The organism is Streptomyces sp. NPDC040545, assembly GCF_055595065.1.
This window is the reverse complement of record NZ_JBVIWA010000019.1, coordinates 73,663-93,770: the sequence shown is the minus strand read 5'-3', so window position 1 is coordinate 93,770 and position 20,108 is coordinate 73,663. Positions and strand designations below refer to the sequence as shown.

The 20,108-nt window shown below is 72.1% G+C and carries 16 protein-coding genes; 7 read left to right on the top strand and 9 right to left on the bottom strand.

Annotated elements, in window-relative coordinates; translation table 11 throughout:
- Window positions 1-19: 19 nt before the first annotated feature.
- A complete protein-coding gene (gene zwf / locus ACZ573_RS29860) occupies window positions 20-1,510 on the bottom strand; it encodes a glucose-6-phosphate dehydrogenase (RefSeq protein WP_471309955.1) in 1,491 nt (496 codons plus the stop codon).
- 302 nt (window positions 1,511-1,812) lie between these two features.
- Between zwf and ACZ573_RS29855 the strand changes: the two genes are divergently transcribed.
- Window positions 1,813-2,655: a hypothetical protein gene (locus tag ACZ573_RS29855; RefSeq protein ID WP_471309952.1), complete on the top strand. Its 843-nt coding sequence runs from the start codon at window positions 1,813-1,815 to the stop codon at window positions 2,653-2,655.
- A 206-nt stretch (window positions 2,656-2,861) separates the two neighbouring features.
- Here the strand turns inward: ACZ573_RS29855 and ACZ573_RS29850 are convergent, their stop codons facing one another.
- Complete coding sequence (locus ACZ573_RS29850) at window positions 2,862-4,007, bottom strand: tryptophan 7-halogenase (RefSeq protein WP_471309949.1); 1,146 nt, start codon at window positions 4,005-4,007, stop codon at window positions 2,862-2,864.
- Window positions 4,004-7,042 (bottom strand): LodA/GoxA family CTQ-dependent oxidase, encoded by a 3,039-nt coding sequence (locus tag ACZ573_RS29845; RefSeq protein WP_471309946.1) that lies wholly within the window; start codon window positions 7,040-7,042, stop codon window positions 4,004-4,006. Before ACZ573_RS29845 ends, ACZ573_RS29850 begins: the two co-directional genes overlap by 4 nt.
- A 459-nt stretch (window positions 7,043-7,501) precedes the next feature.
- On the opposite strand from ACZ573_RS29845, the gene gdhA reads away from it, so the two are divergent.
- On the top strand, window positions 7,502-8,857 hold the full coding sequence (gene gdhA, locus ACZ573_RS29840; protein WP_471309943.1) for an NADP-specific glutamate dehydrogenase: 1,356 nt from the start codon (window positions 7,502-7,504) through the stop codon (window positions 8,855-8,857).
- A gap of 103 nt (window positions 8,858-8,960) precedes the next feature.
- On the opposite strand, the gene ACZ573_RS29835 is transcribed toward gdhA, so the two are convergent.
- The 3 genes from ACZ573_RS29835 to ACZ573_RS29825 all read right to left on the bottom strand — a co-directional run bounded on the left by ACZ573_RS29835 (window position 8,961) and on the right by ACZ573_RS29825 (window position 11,821).
- On the bottom strand, window positions 8,961-9,455 hold the full coding sequence (locus ACZ573_RS29835; protein ID WP_471309940.1) for an anthrone oxygenase family protein: 495 nt from the start codon (window positions 9,453-9,455) through the stop codon (window positions 8,961-8,963).
- A gap of 330 nt (window positions 9,456-9,785) precedes the next feature.
- The gene (locus tag ACZ573_RS29830; protein WP_471309937.1) at window positions 9,786-10,052 is read right to left on the bottom strand and encodes a hypothetical protein; all 267 of its coding nucleotides are present in this window, start codon (window positions 10,050-10,052) and stop codon (window positions 9,786-9,788) included.
- Between the two features lie 209 nt (window positions 10,053-10,261).
- A complete protein-coding gene (locus tag ACZ573_RS29825; RefSeq protein WP_471309933.1) occupies window positions 10,262-11,821 on the bottom strand; it encodes a sigma-70 family RNA polymerase sigma factor in 1,560 nt (519 codons plus the stop codon).
- A 439-nt stretch (window positions 11,822-12,260) separates the two neighbouring features.
- On the opposite strand from ACZ573_RS29825, the gene ACZ573_RS29820 reads away from it, so the two are divergent.
- The 3 genes from ACZ573_RS29820 (at window position 12,261) to ACZ573_RS29810 (ending at window position 13,526) form a co-directional block, all read left to right on the top strand.
- Window positions 12,261-12,614 carry a hypothetical protein gene (locus ACZ573_RS29820; RefSeq protein ID WP_471309931.1) on the top strand — a complete coding sequence of 118 codons (354 nt, stop codon included), beginning with the start codon at window positions 12,261-12,263 and terminating at the stop codon, window positions 12,612-12,614.
- Window positions 12,615-12,752: 138 nt separating this feature from the next.
- Window positions 12,753-12,884, top strand: coding sequence for a hypothetical protein (locus tag ACZ573_RS29815; RefSeq protein ID WP_471309926.1), 132 nt, complete (start codon window positions 12,753-12,755; stop codon window positions 12,882-12,884).
- 69 nt (window positions 12,885-12,953) lie between these two features.
- Window positions 12,954-13,526: an SMI1/KNR4 family protein gene (locus tag ACZ573_RS29810; RefSeq protein WP_471309923.1), complete on the top strand. Its 573-nt coding sequence runs from the start codon at window positions 12,954-12,956 to the stop codon at window positions 13,524-13,526.
- Window positions 13,527-13,613: 87 nt separating this feature from the next.
- Here ACZ573_RS29810 and ACZ573_RS29805 read toward each other — a convergent pair whose 3' ends face one another.
- On the bottom strand, window positions 13,614-15,404 hold the full coding sequence (locus tag ACZ573_RS29805) for a virginiamycin B lyase family protein (protein ID WP_471309920.1): 1,791 nt from the start codon (window positions 15,402-15,404) through the stop codon (window positions 13,614-13,616).
- A gap of 190 nt (window positions 15,405-15,594) precedes the next feature.
- The gene (locus ACZ573_RS29800) at window positions 15,595-16,299 is read right to left on the bottom strand and encodes a TetR/AcrR family transcriptional regulator C-terminal domain-containing protein (RefSeq protein WP_471309917.1); all 705 of its coding nucleotides are present in this window, start codon (window positions 16,297-16,299) and stop codon (window positions 15,595-15,597) included.
- 56 nt (window positions 16,300-16,355) lie between these two features.
- Here ACZ573_RS29800 and ACZ573_RS29795 point away from each other — a divergent pair, with 56 nt between their 5' ends.
- A complete protein-coding gene (locus tag ACZ573_RS29795) occupies window positions 16,356-17,942 on the top strand; it encodes an FAD-dependent monooxygenase (protein WP_471309914.1) in 1,587 nt (528 codons plus the stop codon).
- Window positions 17,943-18,095: 153 nt separating this feature from the next.
- Here the strand turns inward: ACZ573_RS29795 and ACZ573_RS29790 are convergent, their stop codons facing one another.
- Complete coding sequence (locus tag ACZ573_RS29790) at window positions 18,096-18,707, bottom strand: hypothetical protein (protein WP_471309912.1); 612 nt, start codon at window positions 18,705-18,707, stop codon at window positions 18,096-18,098.
- Between the two features lie 378 nt (window positions 18,708-19,085).
- Here ACZ573_RS29790 and ACZ573_RS29785 point away from each other — a divergent pair, with 378 nt between their 5' ends.
- Window positions 19,086-19,919: a PIG-L family deacetylase gene (locus tag ACZ573_RS29785; protein ID WP_471309909.1), complete on the top strand. Its 834-nt coding sequence runs from the start codon at window positions 19,086-19,088 to the stop codon at window positions 19,917-19,919.
- Window positions 19,920-20,108: the final 189 nt, after the last annotated feature.

The following is a 20,108-nucleotide window of genomic DNA, read 5'->3' as shown; positions in this document are numbered from 1 at the left end:
TCGTTCCGGATCGCCCCTGTCACTGCCGCCGGTCGGGCAGGTGCCAGCGGTACGGGGCGACGAGCGCGTCGATGCTGTCGGGCCCCCAGGTTCCGGGGGCGTACGGCTCCACGGGCGGGGGCGCGTCCAGCAGCGGGGCGGAGATCTCCCACAGGCGTTCGATGCCGTCGGACCGGGTGAAGAAGGACTGGTCGCCGAGCATGGCCTCCAGGAGGAGGTGCTCGTAGCCTTCAAGGGAGTTGTCGGCGGTGAAGGAGCTCCGGTAGCCGAAGACCATGTCGGCCTCCGCCAACCGCATCAAAGGGCCGGGTTCCTTGACGAGGAACCGGGCGGTGATGGAGCCGGGATCGGCGAAGTCGATGACGACTTCGTTGCCCCGGCCGTCGACGGCCGCACGCGCGTTCAGAGGGAACATGCCGAGGACGGGCTCGCGCAGCCCCAGCGTGACGACGTGCCGGCCCTCGGCCAGTGCCTTGCCCGAGCGCAGGATGAACGGGACACCGGCCCAGCGCCAGTTGTCGATCTCGACGCGCAGGGCGGCGAAGGTCTCGGTGTCCGAGGCCGGATCGACCCCGGGCTCGGCGCGGTAGCCCGTGTACTGTCCGCGGACGACGTGCGCGGGATCCAGCGGCCGCATGCTGCGGAACACCTTGACCTGCTCGTCCCGGAGCGACTGGGCGTCGAGGACGACCGGCGGCTCCATGGCGACGAATCCGAGCAGCTGGAAGAGATGAGTGACGATCATGTCGCGGAAGGTTCCGGTGCCCTCGAAGAAGTGCGCACGGCCCTGGATGTCGATCTTCTCGGGCACGTCGATCTGCACATGGCTGATGTGCTCGCGGTTCCAGAGTGGTTCGAAGAAGCCGTTGGCGAACCGGAGGGCGAGGATGTTGTCCACCGCCTCCTTGCCGAGGAAGTGGTCGATGCGGAACACGCGGGACTCGTCGAACACGGCGTGGATGGTCGCGTTGAGTGCGCGGGCGGACGCGAGGTCGGTCCCGAAGGGCTTCTCGATGATGACACGGGCATCCTGGGCGAGGCCCGTGGCGCCGAGGAGTTCGACCATCGAGGCGAACGCCACGGGCGGGACGGCGAGGTGGAAGAGCCGCCGCGGCGTGCCGCCGACGGCCTGCTCGGCCGCGCGTACCGCCCCCACCAGGGGCTCCGGGGCCTGCGGGTCGGCCGAGCCGAAGGACAGGGCGGACTCGAACTCCTGCCATACGGGACCCTCGGGGCGCGAGCGTCCGAACTCCTCCACCGCTTGCCGTGCGTGGGCGCGGAAAGCCTGGTCGCTCAGGGCCTCGGCCGCCGGCGCCGAGCCGACGATGCGGTAGCGCCGCGGCAGCAGACCCGCCATGGCGAGATGGAACAGGCCGGGCAGCAGTTTGCGCCGGGCCAGGTCCCCCGTGGCGCCGAACAGGACGATGACGTGGTCGGCCGGGCTCGACCCGGGGGACCGGTCGGACCGGTCGGACCGGTCGGACCGGTCGGGCTGCTCGGGCTGGGTCATGGCGGGCATCCTCACGCGTCGGCGCCGGGGCGCTCCATGGCACGACGTACGGGACCGCCGTCCATCCGCCCGAGTCCGACTCGTACGAGGTGCACAGCTGTGCCCGAGGCCATGCGCCGCACTTCCGTTCCGGGCGGTCGCACCGCCCTGAGCACCCACTGTGCGTGTTCACCACACATCCGGCACCCGGGATTCCACCACCCGTGTCACGGCGACGCGGCTCCCTCCCGCCCGGGCGCGCGGTGGGCGGCGGGTCCGTTTCGCTGACGGCCGGGGGTGGCCCTCGGCACTAGTCTCGGCTCGTGGGACAGCCTCTGGAGAGCGTCGAAGGCGCAGGACCCTTCATCACCCGGCGTACCTGGCGGCGCTCCGAGGGGGAGACCGTGGTCTGGGACTCGCGGTCGGCGCGCAAGCGCGGCACGCTGTCGGTCCGGGGCCCGGGGGACACCGCAGGCCGGGTCTCGACCGCCGATCCCGGGGCACTGCGCCGTCTGCGCAGACTCAACGGCGTCGCTTCCGGTGCGTTCGTCGTCGGTGGGGCGCTGTTCGCCGTCGGCGCCGCGGTCTCGCAGTTCGGTTCGGGCGATCCGCTCGTCAGCGCGTGGGTGTACCTCGTCGGAGGTCTGTTCTTCAGCACCGGGGGCTATGTCTCGGTTCTGCAGGTGCTGAACGCGCCCCGGCACGCCGAGGGCGGCGGTTTCCTGGTCACGGCCGGCTGGCGGTGGTGGGGGTACGAGCCGATGCGGCTGGACTGGCTGAGCACGTTCGTCCTGTTCGCCGGGACACTCGTGTTCGGTGTCAATCTGCTGGACTCCTTCCTGGAGGGCCTCACCGTCCGGGAGGTCAATCGGCTGATCTGGACTCCTGACGTGATCGGGTGCGTGCTGTTCCTCGTCTCGGGGCATCTCGCGTTCGCCGAGATCTGCCATCGGCACTGGCCGTGTGTGCGCTCTCGCAGTCTCGGCTGGTGGGTCGTGGCGGTGAACCAGTTCGGTTCGGTCCTCTTCATGGTCTCGGCGCTGGCGGCCTTCACCCGCCCCGCCACCGGAAGCCTGGTCAACGTCGACATCGCCAACTGGGCGACGCTGACCGGCGCACTGTGCTTCTCGTTCGGCGGCGTGTTGCAGCTCTTCGAGCGGCCGTAGGCGGCTGTGGCGCATCCTCCCCCCGATGGCGGCCCAGCACGTCCGTGAGAGCGGAGTGGACGAGCTCATCTGTTCGGCTCTCGGCGAGGAAGGGGAAGAGCACGGTGACGTGGGCCGGAACCCCGGCCCGGGCTGAGGGGTCGGGTCGCTCACGCCACCTGCGGACGGACCCCGAGGCTGCCACCGGAACAGGCGGCGGCGCCGGGTCAGTGCGGCCACCCGTTGCGGCGGCGCCAGAACGGGTGCTCCGGCCACCGCTGCTCCTCGGCGTACGACCGGGCGTGATGGTGGTGGTAGGCGTCCGCGACGCCGTCCAGGAACGAGGCGTAGGACGCGAGGGCGCCCGTGTCGCCGGCCAGGCACCGGTCGACGGCCCGGCCGGCGTGGGCCCCGGTGTGCAGCGCCGTGAGGATGCCCTGGGAGGACAGCGGGTCGAAGGCGATCGCGGCGTCCCCGGCGGCGACCCATCCGGGGCCGGCCGGCGGGGACAGCCGCAGTCCGTGGGCGGCCGTCCAGCGCGGCGCGGGGGAGTCGGCCGGGTCGTAGCCGCTCAGGCGCTCCCGTACGTGCCGGGTACGCGACGCCGCGTACCGGAATCCGTCCGCCGTGCGCAGCCGGGCATCGGCGAGGTCGGCGTCGGTGAGATGGGCGACCACCCGCCCGGCGGGGACCCTGGCGGTGTACCACCAGCCCTCGGGCACCGCCTCGACGAGGGTACGCAACTCCAGGTCCCCGCAGTGCCCGCCCACCCCCCGGCCGCCGAGCAGCGTGTACGCGGCCACGAGCCGGTCCTGCCGGCGGCGCCGTGCCAGACGGCGGCCGATGAGGGCGCGGCGGCCGGTCGCGTCCACGACCCAGCCCGCGCCCAACTCCCGTACGGCGCCGCCCCGCTCCCGCACCAGCAGGTGCTGCTCCCCGGCCGCGCGGCGGTGGCCGATCACGACGGCTCGCCGGACCTGCGCGCCCGCGGCCACCGCGGCCTCGCGCAGGAAGGCGTCGAACCGGTCGCGGTCGAGGTGCCAGCCGTGGCCGTGCGGGTCGAGCAGGTGGCTGCGGCCGTGCAACCGGGCCGATCCCCAGGACGCGTAGGTGCCCGGGCAGCTCAGGTGCGCGTCGGCGGTGAAGGCGGCCCGGAGCCCCAGGTCGTCGAGGAGCGGCCGGGCCGCGGGCGGCAGGGTCTCCCCGATCGTGAAGGCGGCGGAGGGTGCGCCCGGCGGGCCACCGTCCACCAGCAGGACGCGTCGGCCGGCCCGGGCCAGGACCAGAGCGGCGACGGCCCCGGCCGGGCCGCCGCCGGCCACGACGGCCTCGAAGCGCCCGGCGCGGGCAACCGGGCCGGTCCGAGCGGTCACGGGGTCTCCGGGAAGCGGGCGACCTTCTCGAAGTACCCCGCCAGCACCTCCTCGCCGGGCCGGCCGGCCGCGGCGATGGCGGCGGCCACCGCTTCCTCCCGCACCGCGGGATCGGCGGCCTCGGGCACGTGCAGACACACCAGGTTCCGCAGCGGGGGCGGAGCCTTTTCGGGATGGAAGCTCACCTCGGACTCCACCAGCATGGCTGCCGGGAGACTCACCACGGCACCGGAGCCGGCACCGGAGCCGGCACCGGTATCGGCGGCAGGGCCCTCCCGCCGTGCGACGATGCCGAGCTTGCCGAAGTCCTTGACCATGGCGTTCATCTGGGCGATGCGGTCGGAGGGCAGCCATCGGTCCCACACCGCCCTGTCCTCGAAGGCGCTGCGACGGTCCTCGGGGTCGGCGGCGGGGTCGACGGCGGTCCGGTAGTTCTCCTCCGTCAGCACGTGGTTGGGCACCCGCGCCGGCCAGAAGGTGGGCAGGTACGGGTCGTAGCGCGGCCCGAAACCCAGGTAGTAGCCGGAGCGGCAGCGGGCGGTGTCGGTCTGCCAGGGCACGGCCATCCAGCGGGTCAGACCGCCCGGTTCCTGGCCGTACACCGGACCGTCGACGGCGAGCGCCGTCTGCGGGGTGAGCGTGGTGCCGTGACCGGGTTCGGGCCGGGCGGGGTCGCGGTGGCGCACGCGGAAGGGCGCGGAGTACAAGGTGGCGTGACGCATCGGCCAGGTGAGCTCACAGCCCGGGTGGAAGGCGTCGGCCAGGCAGTACGACAGGGCGGCCCGGTCGAGGGCCGCCGGGCGCTGCGCGAGCGGCAGGCCGTCGAGCGCCGTGGGAGCCGTGGCCTCGGGATCGTAGTCGGCGTCGAAGTCCCCGGCGGCCCAGCGGGCCAGCATGTCGTACTGCAGCGGGGAGAGCGCCAGGTGCTGCCGCGCGGAGACCGGCCGCACGCTCATCGAGTCGCCGTAGATCGGCGGCCAGGGCACGGGGGAGAGCCCGTCGCGGTCGGGATCGCGCATCATCGTCCAGATCTGCCGGCGCAGTTCGTCGCGGCGGGTGCCGTGGCCGGCCAGCTCCGCCAGCCGCTGGGGCGTCAGGAAGTGCTCGCGGCCACCGTGACCGAACAGGGCCGCGAAGCCACGGTTGACCCACTGCAGATCGCACAGCCGGCGCAGCACCGGCAGCACGTCGTGGGTGAACGAGACCCGCGCCGGAGGCGCCAGCATGCCCGCGGCCACGAAGGTGTCGCGCATCAGGTCGTACATCGTGCGCACGGACTTCAGCTCCGGTGCGAAATTCGGGGGAGCGACCACCACCCAGGCCGGATCGACCGGGACGCTCCTGCCGTCGATGCGGACCTGCGCGGTGACCGGGCCGTCGCAGGTGTCGTCGTGCCAACCGTCGTTGTTGGCGAAGTGTGTCGCCTGGGCGGTGGGGTACGAGGCGGACACCCCGCGCCCCCCGAGGAAGAGCAGGCGTCCCGCGCCATCGGTACGCAGCTCGCCCAGATAGACGGGATGCCCCAGGAACTTGCCCGAGTCGAACGCGTACTCCGGCTTCCCCGCGCGGTCACGGCCCCGGATCGAGCGGCGCCCGGGGGTGATGGCCAGCCGGTGGCGTTCCCCGGCGGGCACCGTGGAGACGTTGCGCAGTGTGGTCGCGGGGGCCTGTTCCGCCTCGGGGATGTCCAGGGCCAGCTGGAACTGGTACCAGGCGGCCTTCTTGTTGGCCACCTCCACGGTCCACCGCAGGTCGGCGTTGTCCGCCGTCAGCTCGGCCACCGCCTCACCGGCGGCGTTGTAGCCGTACACCCGGAACCGGACGGCCTGCCGCTTGAGCGCGCCCGTCGCGTCCTTGTACGTACCGGTGGCCGGCGGGGGAGCCCCGTCGACCTCCGGGGCGAGGAAGAACTCCTCCGCGCTGTCGCCGACGCGGGCCACCCCGATCGCCGGGTGCACGGCCGCCCGTACGATCCGGGTGTCGCGTCCGTGCGGTTCGGCGGCCGCCGGCCGCGCGGGACCGGGCTCCGCCGCCGGAATGCCGTTGGCGTCGCGGCGCCGGGCTGCCGAGGCGTGGTAGACGACCTTGCGGGCCTCGGCGATGCTGCCGACGGGCTGGTGCTCGGAGAGGCTGTGCCAGGGGTTGAAGGCGAGGTTGTCCCCGTACTGCTCCTGCCCCCGTGCGGTCGTGTCCTGCTGATGCAGAGTCAGCCGCGCCACCTTCACGGGCGCACTCTCGGCCTCCTCCCAGCGCACGGTGGCCCGGTCCAGCGGCATCCGGTCCGGGTCCGTTCGGAACTGGAGCAGCAGGTCGAAGACGGCCGGGCCTGCGGCCAGACGGTGGCGCAGGTCCCCGCGCAGGAAGGAGGGGTCCTCGTCCGGCGGCGCAGCCAGGGGGTCCCCGTCCGCGCAGCCGGCCGGGACGAGCTTGTACTTCACGTGCCGGTCCGGCCCGAAGGAGTACGGCAGCACGCCCCAGTACGTCGAGGTGAGCGTGCTCTCGACGGGCTTGCGCATGTCCGTGAGGATCTGCCGGGTGAGGGGGTGCTGCTGCTGGTAGACCGCCTGGTCCAGCTGGAACTCGCACATGTCCCGGGCCGTGTCGACGAAGAAGACGTCGTGGTTCTGGAGCACGAGGTCCTGTGTGTCGGCCCCGGTGTCGTCCGCGAGCAGCTTCGGCCCCGGCACGCCGAACAGCTTGATGCCGCACCCGACGGTCCTGCGCAGGTCCGGCCGCTCCGGCTGGGTGTCGCTGGAGATGCGCACCCAGGCGGTCAGGCCCCCCTGTTCCGCGGCGGCCCGGAGGAAACCGATACGGAACTCGGGCGGCAGATCCGGGGCGACCGTCAGCACGCCGCGGGCCGCCCCGTGGAACTTGACGAAGACCGGGCGCAAGAGGGGATCCTGCCCCTGGGCGACGCGGTCCCCCATCCGCTCGCCGACGAACTCGGCCATGATCCCGGCGATCGGCTCGTTGACGCAGTCGCGCGGGGGTGGCTGCGTGGGGCTGTCGGACACCTCGGGGCTCTCCGCCATTGGCTCTGCTCCTGCCGGTCGAAGGCCGGCCGAGGCCGACCGCGTGCTGATGCTCCTGGCGGGAACCAGCCTGCCCCACAAAACGTCAGATATGGGATAACTCGCACGGTCGGGGCGTCTCGCTCCGGCGGCCCCGTGGGGCGCAACGGCGCACGTCCCACGAGGGCGATCCGATCGCCGCCCGGGCATTCGCCCGACGACTCGGGGACGACTCCGCGACCGCGGTCTGACCGTCAGCCGTGGCCCGACGACGCAGGCGTTTTTGTCCGCAGGGCAGAAGCCTTCCCCAGAGCAGCACCGTGCGCGGTAGCCTCCGCAAGAGGGGCACGCTCCGGAAAAACTTTTCCGAAAGCGAATGTTCGGAGCGCGCCGCACCCGAAATCAACCGGTATCCGCGGACCCGCGGACACCATGGACCTGCCGTCGTCTGCGCACCGCGCACTCCCTGGAGGGACACACGTGAAGGACTCGAAGGACAGGCTGGAAGCACTGCGGGCCGAGATCGAGCGCCGCAATCCCGCACAGCCCGAGTTCCACCAGGCGGTACGGGAGGTCCTGGAGACCCTGGCCCCCGTCTTCACCGCCCGGCCCGAGTACGCCGACCCGGCCATGGCCGTGGTGGAGCGGCTCACCGAGCCCGAGCGGCAGATCGTCTTCCGTGTCCCGTGGCAGGACGACCGGGGCCGGGTCCACGTCAACCGCGGCTACCGCGTCGAGTTCAACAGTGCGCTCGGTCCGTACAAGGGCGGCCTGCGCTTCCACCCGTCGGTGGACATCGGTGTGGTGAAGTTCCTCGGCTTCGAGCAGATCTTCAAGAATGCCCTGACCGGCCTCGGGATCGGCGGCGGCAAGGGTGGCAGCGACTTCGACCCGCACGGCCGGTCGGACGCCGAGGTCATGCGGTTCTGCCAGTCCTTCATGACCGAGCTGCACCGGCACATCGGAGAGCACACCGACGTGCCCGCCGGGGACATCGGCGTCGGCGGCCGTGAGATCGGCTACCTCTTCGGCCAGTACCGGCGCATCACCAACCGCTGGGAGGCCGGCGTCCTGACCGGCAAGGGGCAGGGCTGGGGCGGCTCCGCGATCCGGCCGCAGGCGACCGGCTACGGCAGTGTGCTGTTCGCCGCCGAGATGCTGAAGGTCCGGGGCGAGTCGCTGGACGGACTGACAGCGGTCGTCTCCGGCTCCGGCAACGTCGCGCTGTACACGATCGAGAAGCTCCAGCAGCTCGGCGCGAACCCGCTGACCTGCTCGGACTCCCGCGGCTACGTGGTCGACGACAAGGGCATCGATCTCGCACTGCTCAAGCAGGTCAAGGAGGTCGAGCGCGGGCGCGTGAGCGACTACGCGGCGCGGCGCGGATCCTCGGCGCGGTTCGTGCCGGGCGGGCGGGTCTGGGAGGTGCCGGCGGACGTCGCCTTCCCCTCCGCCACGCAGAACGAACTGGATGCCCAGGACGCCCGTACGCTCGTCGCGGGCGGGGTCAAGGCGGTCTCCGAAGGCGCCAACATGCCGACCACCCCCGAGGCCGTACGGATCCTGCAGGAGGCCGGGGTCGCGTTCGGTCCCGGCAAGGCCGCCAACGCGGGCGGAGTTGCGGTCAGCGCCCTCGAGATGAGCCAGAACGCCGGCCGGGTGGCCTGGAGCGCACAGCGGGTGGAGGACGAGCTCGCCGCCATCATGCGCTCGATCCACGCCGTCGCGCACGAGACCGCGGAGCGGTACGGCGCCCCGGGCGACTACGTCACCGGCGCGAACATCGCCGGCTTCGAGCGGGTCGCGGACGCGATGCTGGCCCAGGGCGTCATCTGATCCGACGATCACGCCGCACTCGGGTGAGCCGGGCGGGCCTGCTGCGCAGTGACGCAGGGCCTGGCCGGTTCACCCGGGCAGACCGTATCGCGGGTGGTGAGGGTCAGTGGAGGGTGAGGGCGTAGGCGAGGAGGGCGAGGGTGAGGGTGGTGAGGACGGTGCGCCAGGTGTTCGCCTTGACCCAGGGGGTTTCGTAGGCGGTGCGGGTGGTGTGGACGGCGGGGCCGGTGTGCTGTTCGGGGGGCCCGGCCTGTTCCAGGGCGTTGTTGAGCGGGATGTTGACGCGGGCGGTGATGATCAGGGCGGCGAGGCAGGTGACGAGCGCGGCGGCGAGCGGGAGGACCGCGTCCCGGGTGTCGGGGTCGGCGGCGTGGAGGACCAGGGTGGCCGCGACCAGGAGGGGCGCGCCGAGGTAGGCGAGTATGAACCACCCGTTGAGGATGGCCTTGTTGATGTTCTGCATGGTCTCGACGGTGGTTCTGTCACTGCTGCGGGCGAGGCCGGGCATCACGGCGACGGTGAAGGCGTAGAAGAGGCCGCTGATGAGTCCGGCGGCGATGGTCGCGGCGACCAGGGTTGCGGTTCGTGCAGTTTCCACGTGGGTTCCTCTCTGGTGTTCCGGTAGGTGCCGTGCCGTGCCGGGTCGTGCCAGGGGTGGTGCCAGTGGTGCCGTGCGGGGCCGGCAGGTCGTGCCGTGCCGTGCTGTGCCGGTGGTCTCCGGGGGCTCGGCCGGGCCCGGCGGGTGGTGTGAGCCGGGCCCGGCGGCTGGTGCTGTGCTGCGCGGCGGAGGGGTTCCGTTGATCATAAGGGCGGAGTGGTGTGTGTCGCCCTGGGGTGCGGCAGGAGCGGATGCACGGGCGCAACGGGTGCTCCACACCAGGCGGGTCCAACCCGGGGCGCGGCCGCTCCCATGTATGCGTGCCGGTGCTCAGGCCATCTCGTCACGGATCTCGTTGCGGTGCGCCTCGTAGGCGAGTCGCGCGTCGTCGTCCGGGAGCGCTGGGGTGGTGAGACCGCAGGCACAGGTCACCACCGTGAGGTCGGACAGAGCGCGCAGCGTGTGCCCCTCGGGACTGGTCCGGGCCGCCACCGCCGGCCTTTCGTATCGGAGTTTGTGCCGGTAGTGGGGTGGGCGGCCGGCGGCCGGGGCGATGCCGGCGCTGGTGTCGTCGCGGGTGAAGCGGTGCTCGCTCATGGGTCCAGTGTCGTCTGTCGGACGCGGGTAGCTTGCGCCCGCCTGGCAGAACGCGATGCGAGTCGCGAGTATCACCGAGCTGGCCGCAGGTCAGTGGTGTTCCTCAGTGCCGCCCTGCCAGCTGTCACGCTCCGCCTGGAACGCCCTCACCGTTGCCGGAGACCGCCTTCAGGCCCGGGCGAGCCGCCCCCCCCGTGTCTGCCCGGCGCTCACCTCAGGGCGAAGAGCAGGTTCACCGAGTTGTAGTAGTTGGGCAGGTGCGCCATCTCCGATCCCGGACGCGGCGGGTCGGCCTTCGGCCAGTTCCGCGGGCCCAGCAGATGGTCGCAGTAGTCGGTGTGCGGGACCCTCGGCACGAACCAGACGCGGAACGCGCCGCGTCGGGCGTCCGGCTCGAACCGCCACAGTTGCGTCGCGCGGTCCGCGCCGTTCCGGCAGGGGCGAAGGGTGACCGCGACGAGATTCCCCCCGCCGGTGGTTCCGTCGAGGCAGGTGCCGGTGTCCGCGTTGCGGAGTTGGTACGTGTTCTGATGGGCAGGCAGCCGCTGCCATCCCTGGCTGGCCTTTCCGGTGCACTTCTCGAGCTGCGGCGGGCCGGCGGAACCGTCGCCGCCGAGGCCGACGCACAGCCCCGACGCCACGTTGACCAGGGCGTCGCCCGTGCGATCCGTCGAGGGCGACGCGGAAGGCGGCACGGCGGAGGCCGAAGCGGACGCCGACGCGGACGCGGAAGGGAGCGGTGTGGTGGGGGCGGTGGCGAAAGCCGCCGGACCGATGGCCACGATCGGCGCGGTCTCCGGGAGCGGGCCCGCCAGGGCCGCGGACGTTCTGGCAGGAGCTGCGACCTGCCCGGGCCCGTCGCTCCCGGAGTCGGCCGGCAGCAGGACGACCACGGTGGCCGCCGTTCCCGCCACGGCTGCCGCAGCGGCCCATTTCACGGGGCCGACCTTGGCTCCGGCGAGCTGCGTCCCGTTCACTGTGGCCGAGGCGAGCTGCGTGCCGCCCCCACCCAGGGCCGACAGGAAGGAGGCGGGGTTCCACAGCAGGATTCCACCCAGCAGCAGCACGCCCAGACGGCCGTTGACATCGCGCAGGTCGCGCTCGGCGCGTGCGCAGTCGTCGCACCCCTGAAGGTGGCGGCCCAGGTCCCGGGTGAGGCGCTTGCCCGGTCGGCGCAGCCTGGCGGCGATCTGCCCACCGTAGTGCTTGCACTCGTCGCTCGCGCTCTGGTCCAGGTGAGCGCGCAAGTACGCCTCCCGCAAGCCCTCCCGTGCACGGGCGACCAGTGAGCCGATGCCTCCGGCCGATATCCCGAGGCGTGCCGCGGTCTCGGCCGCCGGCTCGTGTTCGACGACGGAGTGCCACAGCACGGCCTGCCAGCGCTCCGGCAGCGTCCGGTAGGCCCGCAGGACCAGCGACCCCTCTTCCGCCGAGAAGACGGCGTCCTCGGTGTCCTGGCCGTCCGAGAGCTGGGCGGCCCATTCCTCGAAGTCGTCGGACAGCCGTGTACGGGCGGCATCCCGCGCCCATGTCGCCGCCAGACGGCGCACACAGGTCAGCAGGTACGGCCGCCAGGCGTACTCCGGTCCGGCACCCCAGGCGATGGCGCGGTAGGTACGGGCGAAGGCCTCGGCGGCGAGGTCCTGGGCGGTGGACAGGTCTCGGCAGCACGTACGGGCGTAGGCGAGCACCGAGGAATGGTGACGGGCGAACACCTCATCCATCACGTCGCTGACCGCCGCGTCGGACTCCGGGATGTGCCCGCGCAACAGGGCACAGAGTTCCCCGTCGCTGAGGCTCCGAAGATGCTGCTGACGGGCGGTACCTGGTGTACTCAACACGTGCTCCCGTGTGGCTTTCTGATGACCCGGGCATCGGTTCCGGGCACGTTCGTCTTGAGGGTGCGACGCTGCGCCCGATCGGAATTCGCGCAAGTGTGCACGGTTGCAGGGCCGCAAGCAAATGGCAGGCAAGACGGGAGGCGCCGCCGGCGTCCTCGCCCTCCCCGGCGGAGCCGTTGGGGAGGAAGCCCCGCTTCCGGTCCAGGCCGTGTGCGTGCGGTGCGTGCGCTGCCCGGCCACGGCGCGGCCCGACCCTTCCTGGCGACGGGAGGTGGCCGCGCGTCCTGGGTGACCGTCAGACAAGGGAACGCCCCCGCACGCTCCGTCTGCGGGCCGGTGGCTACGAACCCGGAAGGGAATCGAAACGGTGGCCCGTTTCCTGGATCGCGGACTCGATCTGCTGACGAGCCCGCGAAAGTACGGCTTCGACCAGGATCCGATCCTGGCTGCCGCATACGAGGCAGAGCAGCTCGTGACCGCGGACGAATGGCGGACCGTAGTGCACCTGCTGAGCACGAAAAGGGCGGACGGCGTGGCCCGGATCGACAACGCCACCTACGGATGGGCCCGCCTGGACAGCACCATGGGCACAGGTGCCGGTTCACAGCCGGTCTACATCGCGGACCGGATCGTGGTGGCAGGGAGAGGCGGGACCGTGAACGAGTTCCCACACGCGCAGGCGGAGACATCCACGGTGTCATCGGCAGCGGAAACGTCCTGACGAGCAGTTTCAACAGCATAGACAGCTCGCAGCTGGCCGACGAGGCCAAGGCCTTGCTCAAGCAGCTCACGGAAGCCGTCGCACTGACGGCGAGCAAGCTGCCCGCCGCAGAGGCCGAGCAGGTGAGCAGGGACCTCAATGTCCGGTACTCCGCGCCGGAACGTACTGCAGGTCTTCGGCGATTCCCTCCAGAAGGCGGCCGACTTCGTCGGCGACGTCGGCGCACCGATCGCGAACCTCGTCACCGCCGTGATCGGCTTGATCGCGTAAGCCCGCCCCGCGCACGGTGTCGGCGACGCCGTGGATCGCCGACGCCGGCGGTCCCGTAGGGTCGTTTCCATGATCGTCCTCGATGCCCTCGATGCCCTCGTCCGCCTCTGCCCGCCACCCGCCGATCCGCCGCCCGCGGTGGACTGGGCGCAGGCCGAGCGTGCCCTGGGTGCGGCTCTGCCCGCCGACTACAAGCAACTCGTCGAGACGTACGGCGACGGTCTCTTCGACGAGACGATCTGGCTGCTCGTTCCCGGCTCCGCCTACGACGACTGCGACCTGCATGCGCAGACGGCGGAACGGGACGAGATCCTGACCAGCCTGTGGGAGTTCGAGGCGAAGCCTGCCGGACTGCTGGAGGCGGGGGCGAGAGTCGTGCCGTGGGCGTTCGAGGAGGGCACGGGGGCGTTCCTGTACTGGCTGGTGCGGCCCGGACAGCATCCCGACGAGTGGACCGTGCTCTACAACGAGGGGCGCGGCCCCCTGTGGGAGCACCACGCCATGGGGTGCCTCGCCTTCCTCCTGGCGGTACTCGCAGGAACGGCGGAAACGGTCTACTTCGGCCACCTCTACGAAGAGCTGCAACCGGCGGAACACCGATTCGAGACGGCCGATCAGACCCTCGGATCGTCCGGGCGGTGACGCCGTCGGCCGGCTGAGACCGAAAGGGCGGGGTGCTCCGGGTCCGGGTCCCGGTCCGGGCCTCCGGAGCACGCCGTCGGGATCAGGTCACGGGCAGCCGGCGCCCGTTCCGGGGTTGGCGCAGACGTCGGTGCCGGGGCCTCCGTTGTTGCTGTTCGTGCCCGGGCCGCCGTCGAGGTTGTCGTTGCCGACGTCGCCGAACAGGAAGTCGTCGCCGGGGCCGCCGGTGATGGTGTCGTTGCCCGGGGAGCCGCGGAGGACGTCGTCGCCCGCGCCGCCCGCGATGCGGTCACTGCCGGGCCCGCCGGTGACCCGGTCCGCGCCGGGGCCGCCGCACACGAGGTCGTCGCCCGCGAGGCCGTTGATGGTGTCGTCGCCGCCGCGGGCGAGGATGACGTCGCGTGCGGGCGTGCCGTTGATGTTGTCGTTGCCGGGGGTGCCGGTGATGGTGGGCTGTTCTCCGAAGCAGGTGACCGCGTCGACGGTGGTGGTCTCCGTCGCGGTGTCGTTGGCCGGGGCCGGGTCGGAGACCGCCCCGGCCACCCCCGCCGTGTCGACGGCGATGTCCTCGGTCGTGGCCGTCACGGTGACGGTTCGCGCGGCGCTCGCTCCGGCGGTGAGGGTGCCGACGCCGCACGTGACGACGTCCGGGGTGGTGCCGGCCGCGGTGCACCCGGGCGACGCCGAGACGAACTGCAGTCCGGCCGGAAGGGTGTCCTGGAGGACGACGCCCTCGGCCGTCTCCGGGCCGTTGTTCGTCGCGGTGAGCGTGTACGTCACGTTCTGGCCCTCCGCGACGGGATCGGAGCCCGTGTCGGACTTCGTGACGGCCAAGTCGGCGTCGGTCAGGTGGAGATGGCCGATGAAGCTGGAGGTCTCGGCGAACCAGATGTCGTCGTCCGGACCTTTGGTGATGCCCCAGGGACCGCGCTCCGAGGAGGGCAGGGGGAACATGGCGATGACGCCGGAGGTGCTGATCCGCCCGATCTGCCCGCTGTTGCGATCGGTGAACCACAGGCTGTCGTCCGGTCCGGCGACGATGTCCTGGGGCTGCGGCCCGAGGCCGTTCGACGGTACGTCGTACTGGGTGATCACGCCGGACGGGGTGATCCGGCCGATCCGGTTGCCGCCGAACACGGTGAACCAGAGGTTCCCGTCGGGGCCGGTGGTGATGTCGGTCGGGCCGCCGCCGCCGGGGACCGGGAACTCGGTGACGACGCCGGACGGGGTCATGCGGCCGATGAGGTTGTCACCGATCTCGGTGAACCAGAGGTTTCCGTCAGGGCCGGTGGTGATGTAGGACGGCTGTCCGGAGCCGGCCGGCAGCGGGTACTCGGTGACGGCGCCGGACGTGGTGATGCGGGCGATCCGGTGGCCGTTCTGCTCGGTGAACCACATGGCCCCGTCCGGGCCGGCGGTGATGCCGGTGGGTTCGACGAACTGTTCGGGGAGGGGGTATTCGGTGACCGTGCCGTTCGTGTCGATCTTTCCGACCCGGGAGTCGAAGTGCTGCATGGTGAACCAGACGTTCCCGTCCGGGCCGGTGGTGATGTCGTGCGGGGTGCTGAACTCGCCGGGCAGCGGGTACTCGGCGATGAGGGTGCCCGCCGGGCTCATCCGGCCGATCTTGTTGCCGACCGCCTCGGTGAACCACAGGTTGCCGTCGGGGCCGGTGGTGATGCCGACCGGGGTGCTGGGGGTGGGGACGGGGTATTCGGCGATGCCGACGGCGGCCCAGGCCGGCGGGGCCCCGGCGGCCAGGGGCAGGGCGGCGGCCAGCAGGATGCCGGTGATCAGGGCCGCCAAGCCGCGCCGACGGCGGGGCTTCGGCCGCCGGGGCGTTCCTGGCTCTGGGGCGTTGCGGGGTGGGGGAGGCATGGGCGAGCACCTTTCGGTCGCGTGGGAACGCGCCCGTCGTACCAGAGCCCGATCGTTTCTGCGGATGCGGAGGCACCTGCGGCGCGCCGGAGCGTCACCCGCACTCCACCCGATCGGAGCAGTGCCGGGCGGTGGGGAGGGCCGGGCCACCCTGCCCTGAGCGACCGTTCGGCGGCGGTGGTCGCCCCCGTCAGCGACCCAGCCGGGCCGCGAGCCCGTCGAGCACGCAGTCCAGGCCGAACGCGAACTCGACGTCGGGGTCGGGTTCCTCGGCTTCGAGGACGCGGCGGGCGAGCATCGGGTGTTCGCCCGCCGCGAGGACCTCGCTGATGTAGGGGCCGACGCTGCGCTGCCACTCCTCCTCGCTGAGCCCCGTGCGCTGCTCCGCGCGTCGAAGGGCTTGCTGGGCGGCGACCGAACCCAGCACGTACGCGTGCACGGCGCCGAGCGCCTGCGAGGCCAGGGTGATGTCGGGCGTGAGCGCCACGGCGGCGCGCAGCGCGGACTCGGACCGCCTCAACGAGTTGGGGCCGAGCGCGGGCCTCCCCGCCAGCTCACCCGCCAGCCAAGGATGCCGCAGCAGCGTCGCACGCAACGCGAGCGCGACCGCCCCCAGATCGGCACGCCAGTCCCCGGTGGACTCGGGCAGCGGATCCTCGCCCTGCGCCGCGTCGACCATCAGGTCCACCAGCTCGTCGCGGTTGGTGATGTAGCGGTAGAGCGAGGCGGTCCCGGACCCGAGATCCCCCGCGACCCGCCGCATCGAAACCGCCGCCAATCCCTCCGCGTCCGCGACGGCCAGCGCGGCTGCCACGTACTGGTCCACCCCAGGCGCGCGTCGACGCGGCTCGGGGCGCGGCCGGGTCCACACCGACGAGGGGACGGGTTCGGTCATGGGGGAGGTTCCTTTCCTCGTTGACCTGCATCCTACCTTCTGGCTACGGTGTATCCATGATGGAGACAACGTATCCAGAAGTTCCGGTGCTCGTGGTCGGAGGCGGCAGCGTCGGCCTGCTCACCGCGGCGCTGCTCGCCCACCACGGCGTACCCGCGGTGCTCGTCGAACGCCGCTCCGGACCCTCGGTGCACCCACGTGCCACCGGCATCGGACCGCGCAGCGTGGAGGTCCTGCGCGAACTCGGGCTCGACGCCGCCGTCGACGCCGCCGCGGTCGACCTCCGGGGCGCCGTGGGCAAGGCGGTGGCCCGGACCGTCGTCGAGATGGGCGCTGGCGACGTCGTGACCGTGCCCATGCCGGCCCCGTCCGCCGGCGAACCGGACGTGACGCCGTTCAGACTGCGCGGCGTCTGCGCCCAGGACCGGCTCGACGCCGTCGTAGCGGCAGACCTGGAACGCCGCGGAGCGGACCTGCGGTGGTCGACCCGCCTGGTCGGCATCGCGCAGGACGCCGAGGGGGTCGACGTCGAACTGGAGGGCCCCGACGGCCGCTACTCGCTGCGGTGCGCGCGCGTCGTCGCCGCCGACGGCACCCACAGCACCGTGCGGACCGCGCTCGGCGTGGGCACCTCGGGGCCGGGCGACCTGGGCAAGTCGATGATCAACATCCTGTTCCGCGCCGACCTCCGGCCGCACCTGCGTGGAATGTCCTTCGCCACCTGCACGATCACCACGCCGGAGGCACCCGGCCTGCTGGCCACCGTGGACGGTGAGACGAACTGGGTCTACCACGTCCCCTGCGACCTCGACGCCGGCGAACGCCCCGAGGACTTCACGCACGAGCGCTGCGCGGCGGTCGTCCGGCTGGCGGTCGGCGATCCCGAACTCGACGTCGAGGTGCGCAGCGTGCTCCCGTGGCGGCCCCGGAGCGCAGCGGCCGAAAGCTTCGCAGTCGGCCGTGTGTTCCTCGTGGGCGACGCCGCGCACACGGTGTCGCCCCTGGGCGCGTTCGGCCTCAACACCGGGGTCGCCGACGCGCACAACCTGGCGTGGAAGCTGGCCGCCGTCCACCACGGCGAGGCCGGTGCCGCTCTGCTCGACACCTACGCACACGAACGCGAGCCGGTCGCTGCGGCGACGCTGGACCAGGCGATGCGCAGGCTTGCCGACCCGCAGCTGCACTGGGGACGCGGACCCGAGGCCGACGCCGCCAGGGCGGCGGCGGGGGTGTGGGCGGCGCCGGTCGTGCACCTCGGGCAGAGGTACGACTCGGCCGCCGTCGTCGATCCGCAGCCGGAACTCCCCTCCACGGTGGACCTGGACCTGGTGCTGGACGGGTCGCCGGGTTCCCGGGTGCCCCACGCATGGATCGACGGGGTCTCCACGCTCGACCTGGTGGCGTCCCGGTGGACCGTGCTGACGGGCGTCGCCGGCGACCGCTGGCTCACCGCCGCGGCGGACGCCGGACTCCCCGCGCATCGCGTCGCGGTCCCGTGGCTTCCCGACGAAGGGGCGCTGCTCGTCCGTCCGGACGGGATCGTCGCGATGCGCGCCACGGAGTCGGCGACGGATCCGGCGCGGTTCCTCACCGAGGTCCTGGACCAGGTACTGGCCAGGCCGGTCCAGGTGCCGAGCACCTGAACGGGGGCGCCTCGACGGAGGAGCCCCCGTCTCCCACGGTCCGGTCGGTGGAGCTGACCCGCGACCACCGCGGCCGCGGCCGTCGCGGCGCTGCGCCGGCCACCCTGCTGTCTGTGCGCGCACGGGGGTGAGCGCGCGGCGTTTGCTGCGGGCTCAGGTGACGGCGCGTTCGACTGTGGAGACCACCCGCACCAGTGCCGGTGACGCGGGGGCCGACGCGAAGCCGAAGCGCACGGGCGGCACGACAGGAGCCAGTGCGCCGAGGTCGGTCCCGTCGAAGGAGGTCCGCGCGGTCACGATCGGCCACAGGCCGCCTGCCGCGTACCACTGGCGACATCCTGGGCGCGAGCTGCCCCGGGTCCGTACGCCGGACATCAGGCGTGCGGGAACGTCGGTCACGGCCGCCCACAGCGGCCGTCGAGCGAGCGGCCGGGGGACAGCCCGCAGGGCCAGGCCGAGGGCTCCCTGATGCCCGACCCGGAAGCGCAGGTCCAGGGGTCCCGCCGTGACGCCCCACGCGCTGCCGCGAGTCCGCACGCTCACGGGGTCCGTCCGTACCTCGTCGAAGTGGTAGGTGCCGGCGATGTACTCCGCCGTCCGAGGGGTGGGCGCGAGCAGCGTGCGCCACCCGTCGGCGCGCTCCAGCATCACGTCACTGAACGGTCCGAAGGGTGACCGCGGCCAGTGGCCCACGATCACGCGTGTGCCGGATGCCGTGCCGACGGCAGCGATCCAGCCGTCGAACATCAGTCGTTCGCATTCCACGCCACACCCGTACCACCCTCGGCGCTCCACCACTCCCCGGTGCCTGGGCCGGTCCGGATGCCGCCCTGCGCGACTCCTTGACTACGATCAGTCGCCGGACCGCTCGATCCCCCATGAGCAGCTCGGCCGACCCTGAGCCTCTCAGCCCCTTCCCGGACCCGTCGACGGGGTTACCGACAGCCGTCCGGAAGGCCGAGCGGCAGTGCGGGGAACAGCCGGTCCGGTCGGCGCGGTTGTACCGACCGAGGGACCGGCGCCGCACCGGCGGGGAACACGGAGACCGCAAGGTCTGCGCCCCACCAGAACCCGGGCCCCATGATCGTGGTGCGCCGCGCCGCGCACTCGGACCGAGAAGTACTTCTGCAGGAGGATTGTTCCGTGACAGACCGGCCTTTGACGCTCATGGCAGTGCACGCCCACCCCGACGACGAGGCCACCGGAACCGGAGGGGTCCTCGCGCGGTACGCGGCGGAAGGCATCCGCACGGTTCTCGTGACGTGTACCGACGGCCGTTGCGGTGACGGACCTGGGGGCGTCAAGCCGGGTGACCCCGGGCACGATCCGGCGACCGTCGCCCTGATGCGCCGTCAAGAACTCGAAGCGAGCTGTGAGGTCCTGAAGATCAGCGATCTGGAGATGCTGGACTACGCCGACTCCGGGATGATGGGCTGGCCGAGCAACGACGCCCCCGGATCCTTCTGGCAGGCTCCCGTGGAGGAAGGCGCCACCCGGCTTGCGGAACTCATGCGGCACTACCGACCCGATGTAGTCGTCACCTACGACGAGAACGGCTTCTACGGCCACCCCGACCATATCCAGGCCCACCGCCTCACGATGGCGGCGCTGGAGATGACCACGCTGACGCCCAAGGTCTACTGGACGACGATGCCCCGCTCGGGGATGCGGCGGTTCGGGGAGATCATGCGCGAGTTCCACGAGGACATGCCGGAGCCGGATCCCGCCGAGGCCGCCGCGATGGCCAAGATCGGCCTCCCCGACGATGAGATCACCACCTGGGTGGACACCACCGCGTTCAGCGGTCAGAAGTTCGATGCGCTGGCCGCACACGCCAGTCAGGGCGAGAACATCTTCTTCCTCAAGATGGGCAAGGAGAGGTTCGGCGAGTTGATGGGCACGGAGACATTCGTACGCGTCAAAGACGCCACCGGCGCGACCGTACCCGAGAACGACCTCTTCGCCGGACTGCGCTGACCCGCCCGGAAGGAGACGCCGATGCAGTCGATGGGCGTCGCATGCGGCCCTCATCGGCGGTGCCGTCGGGTGCGGTGTTCCTGAACCCCAACTGTGCTCGTGCAAAAGGGAGTCGATGCGAAGCGACCCCATCCGTCGTCAGCGGCACGGCATAGCCGCACCAGGGAGCCGGACGGGGCGCGCAGAACT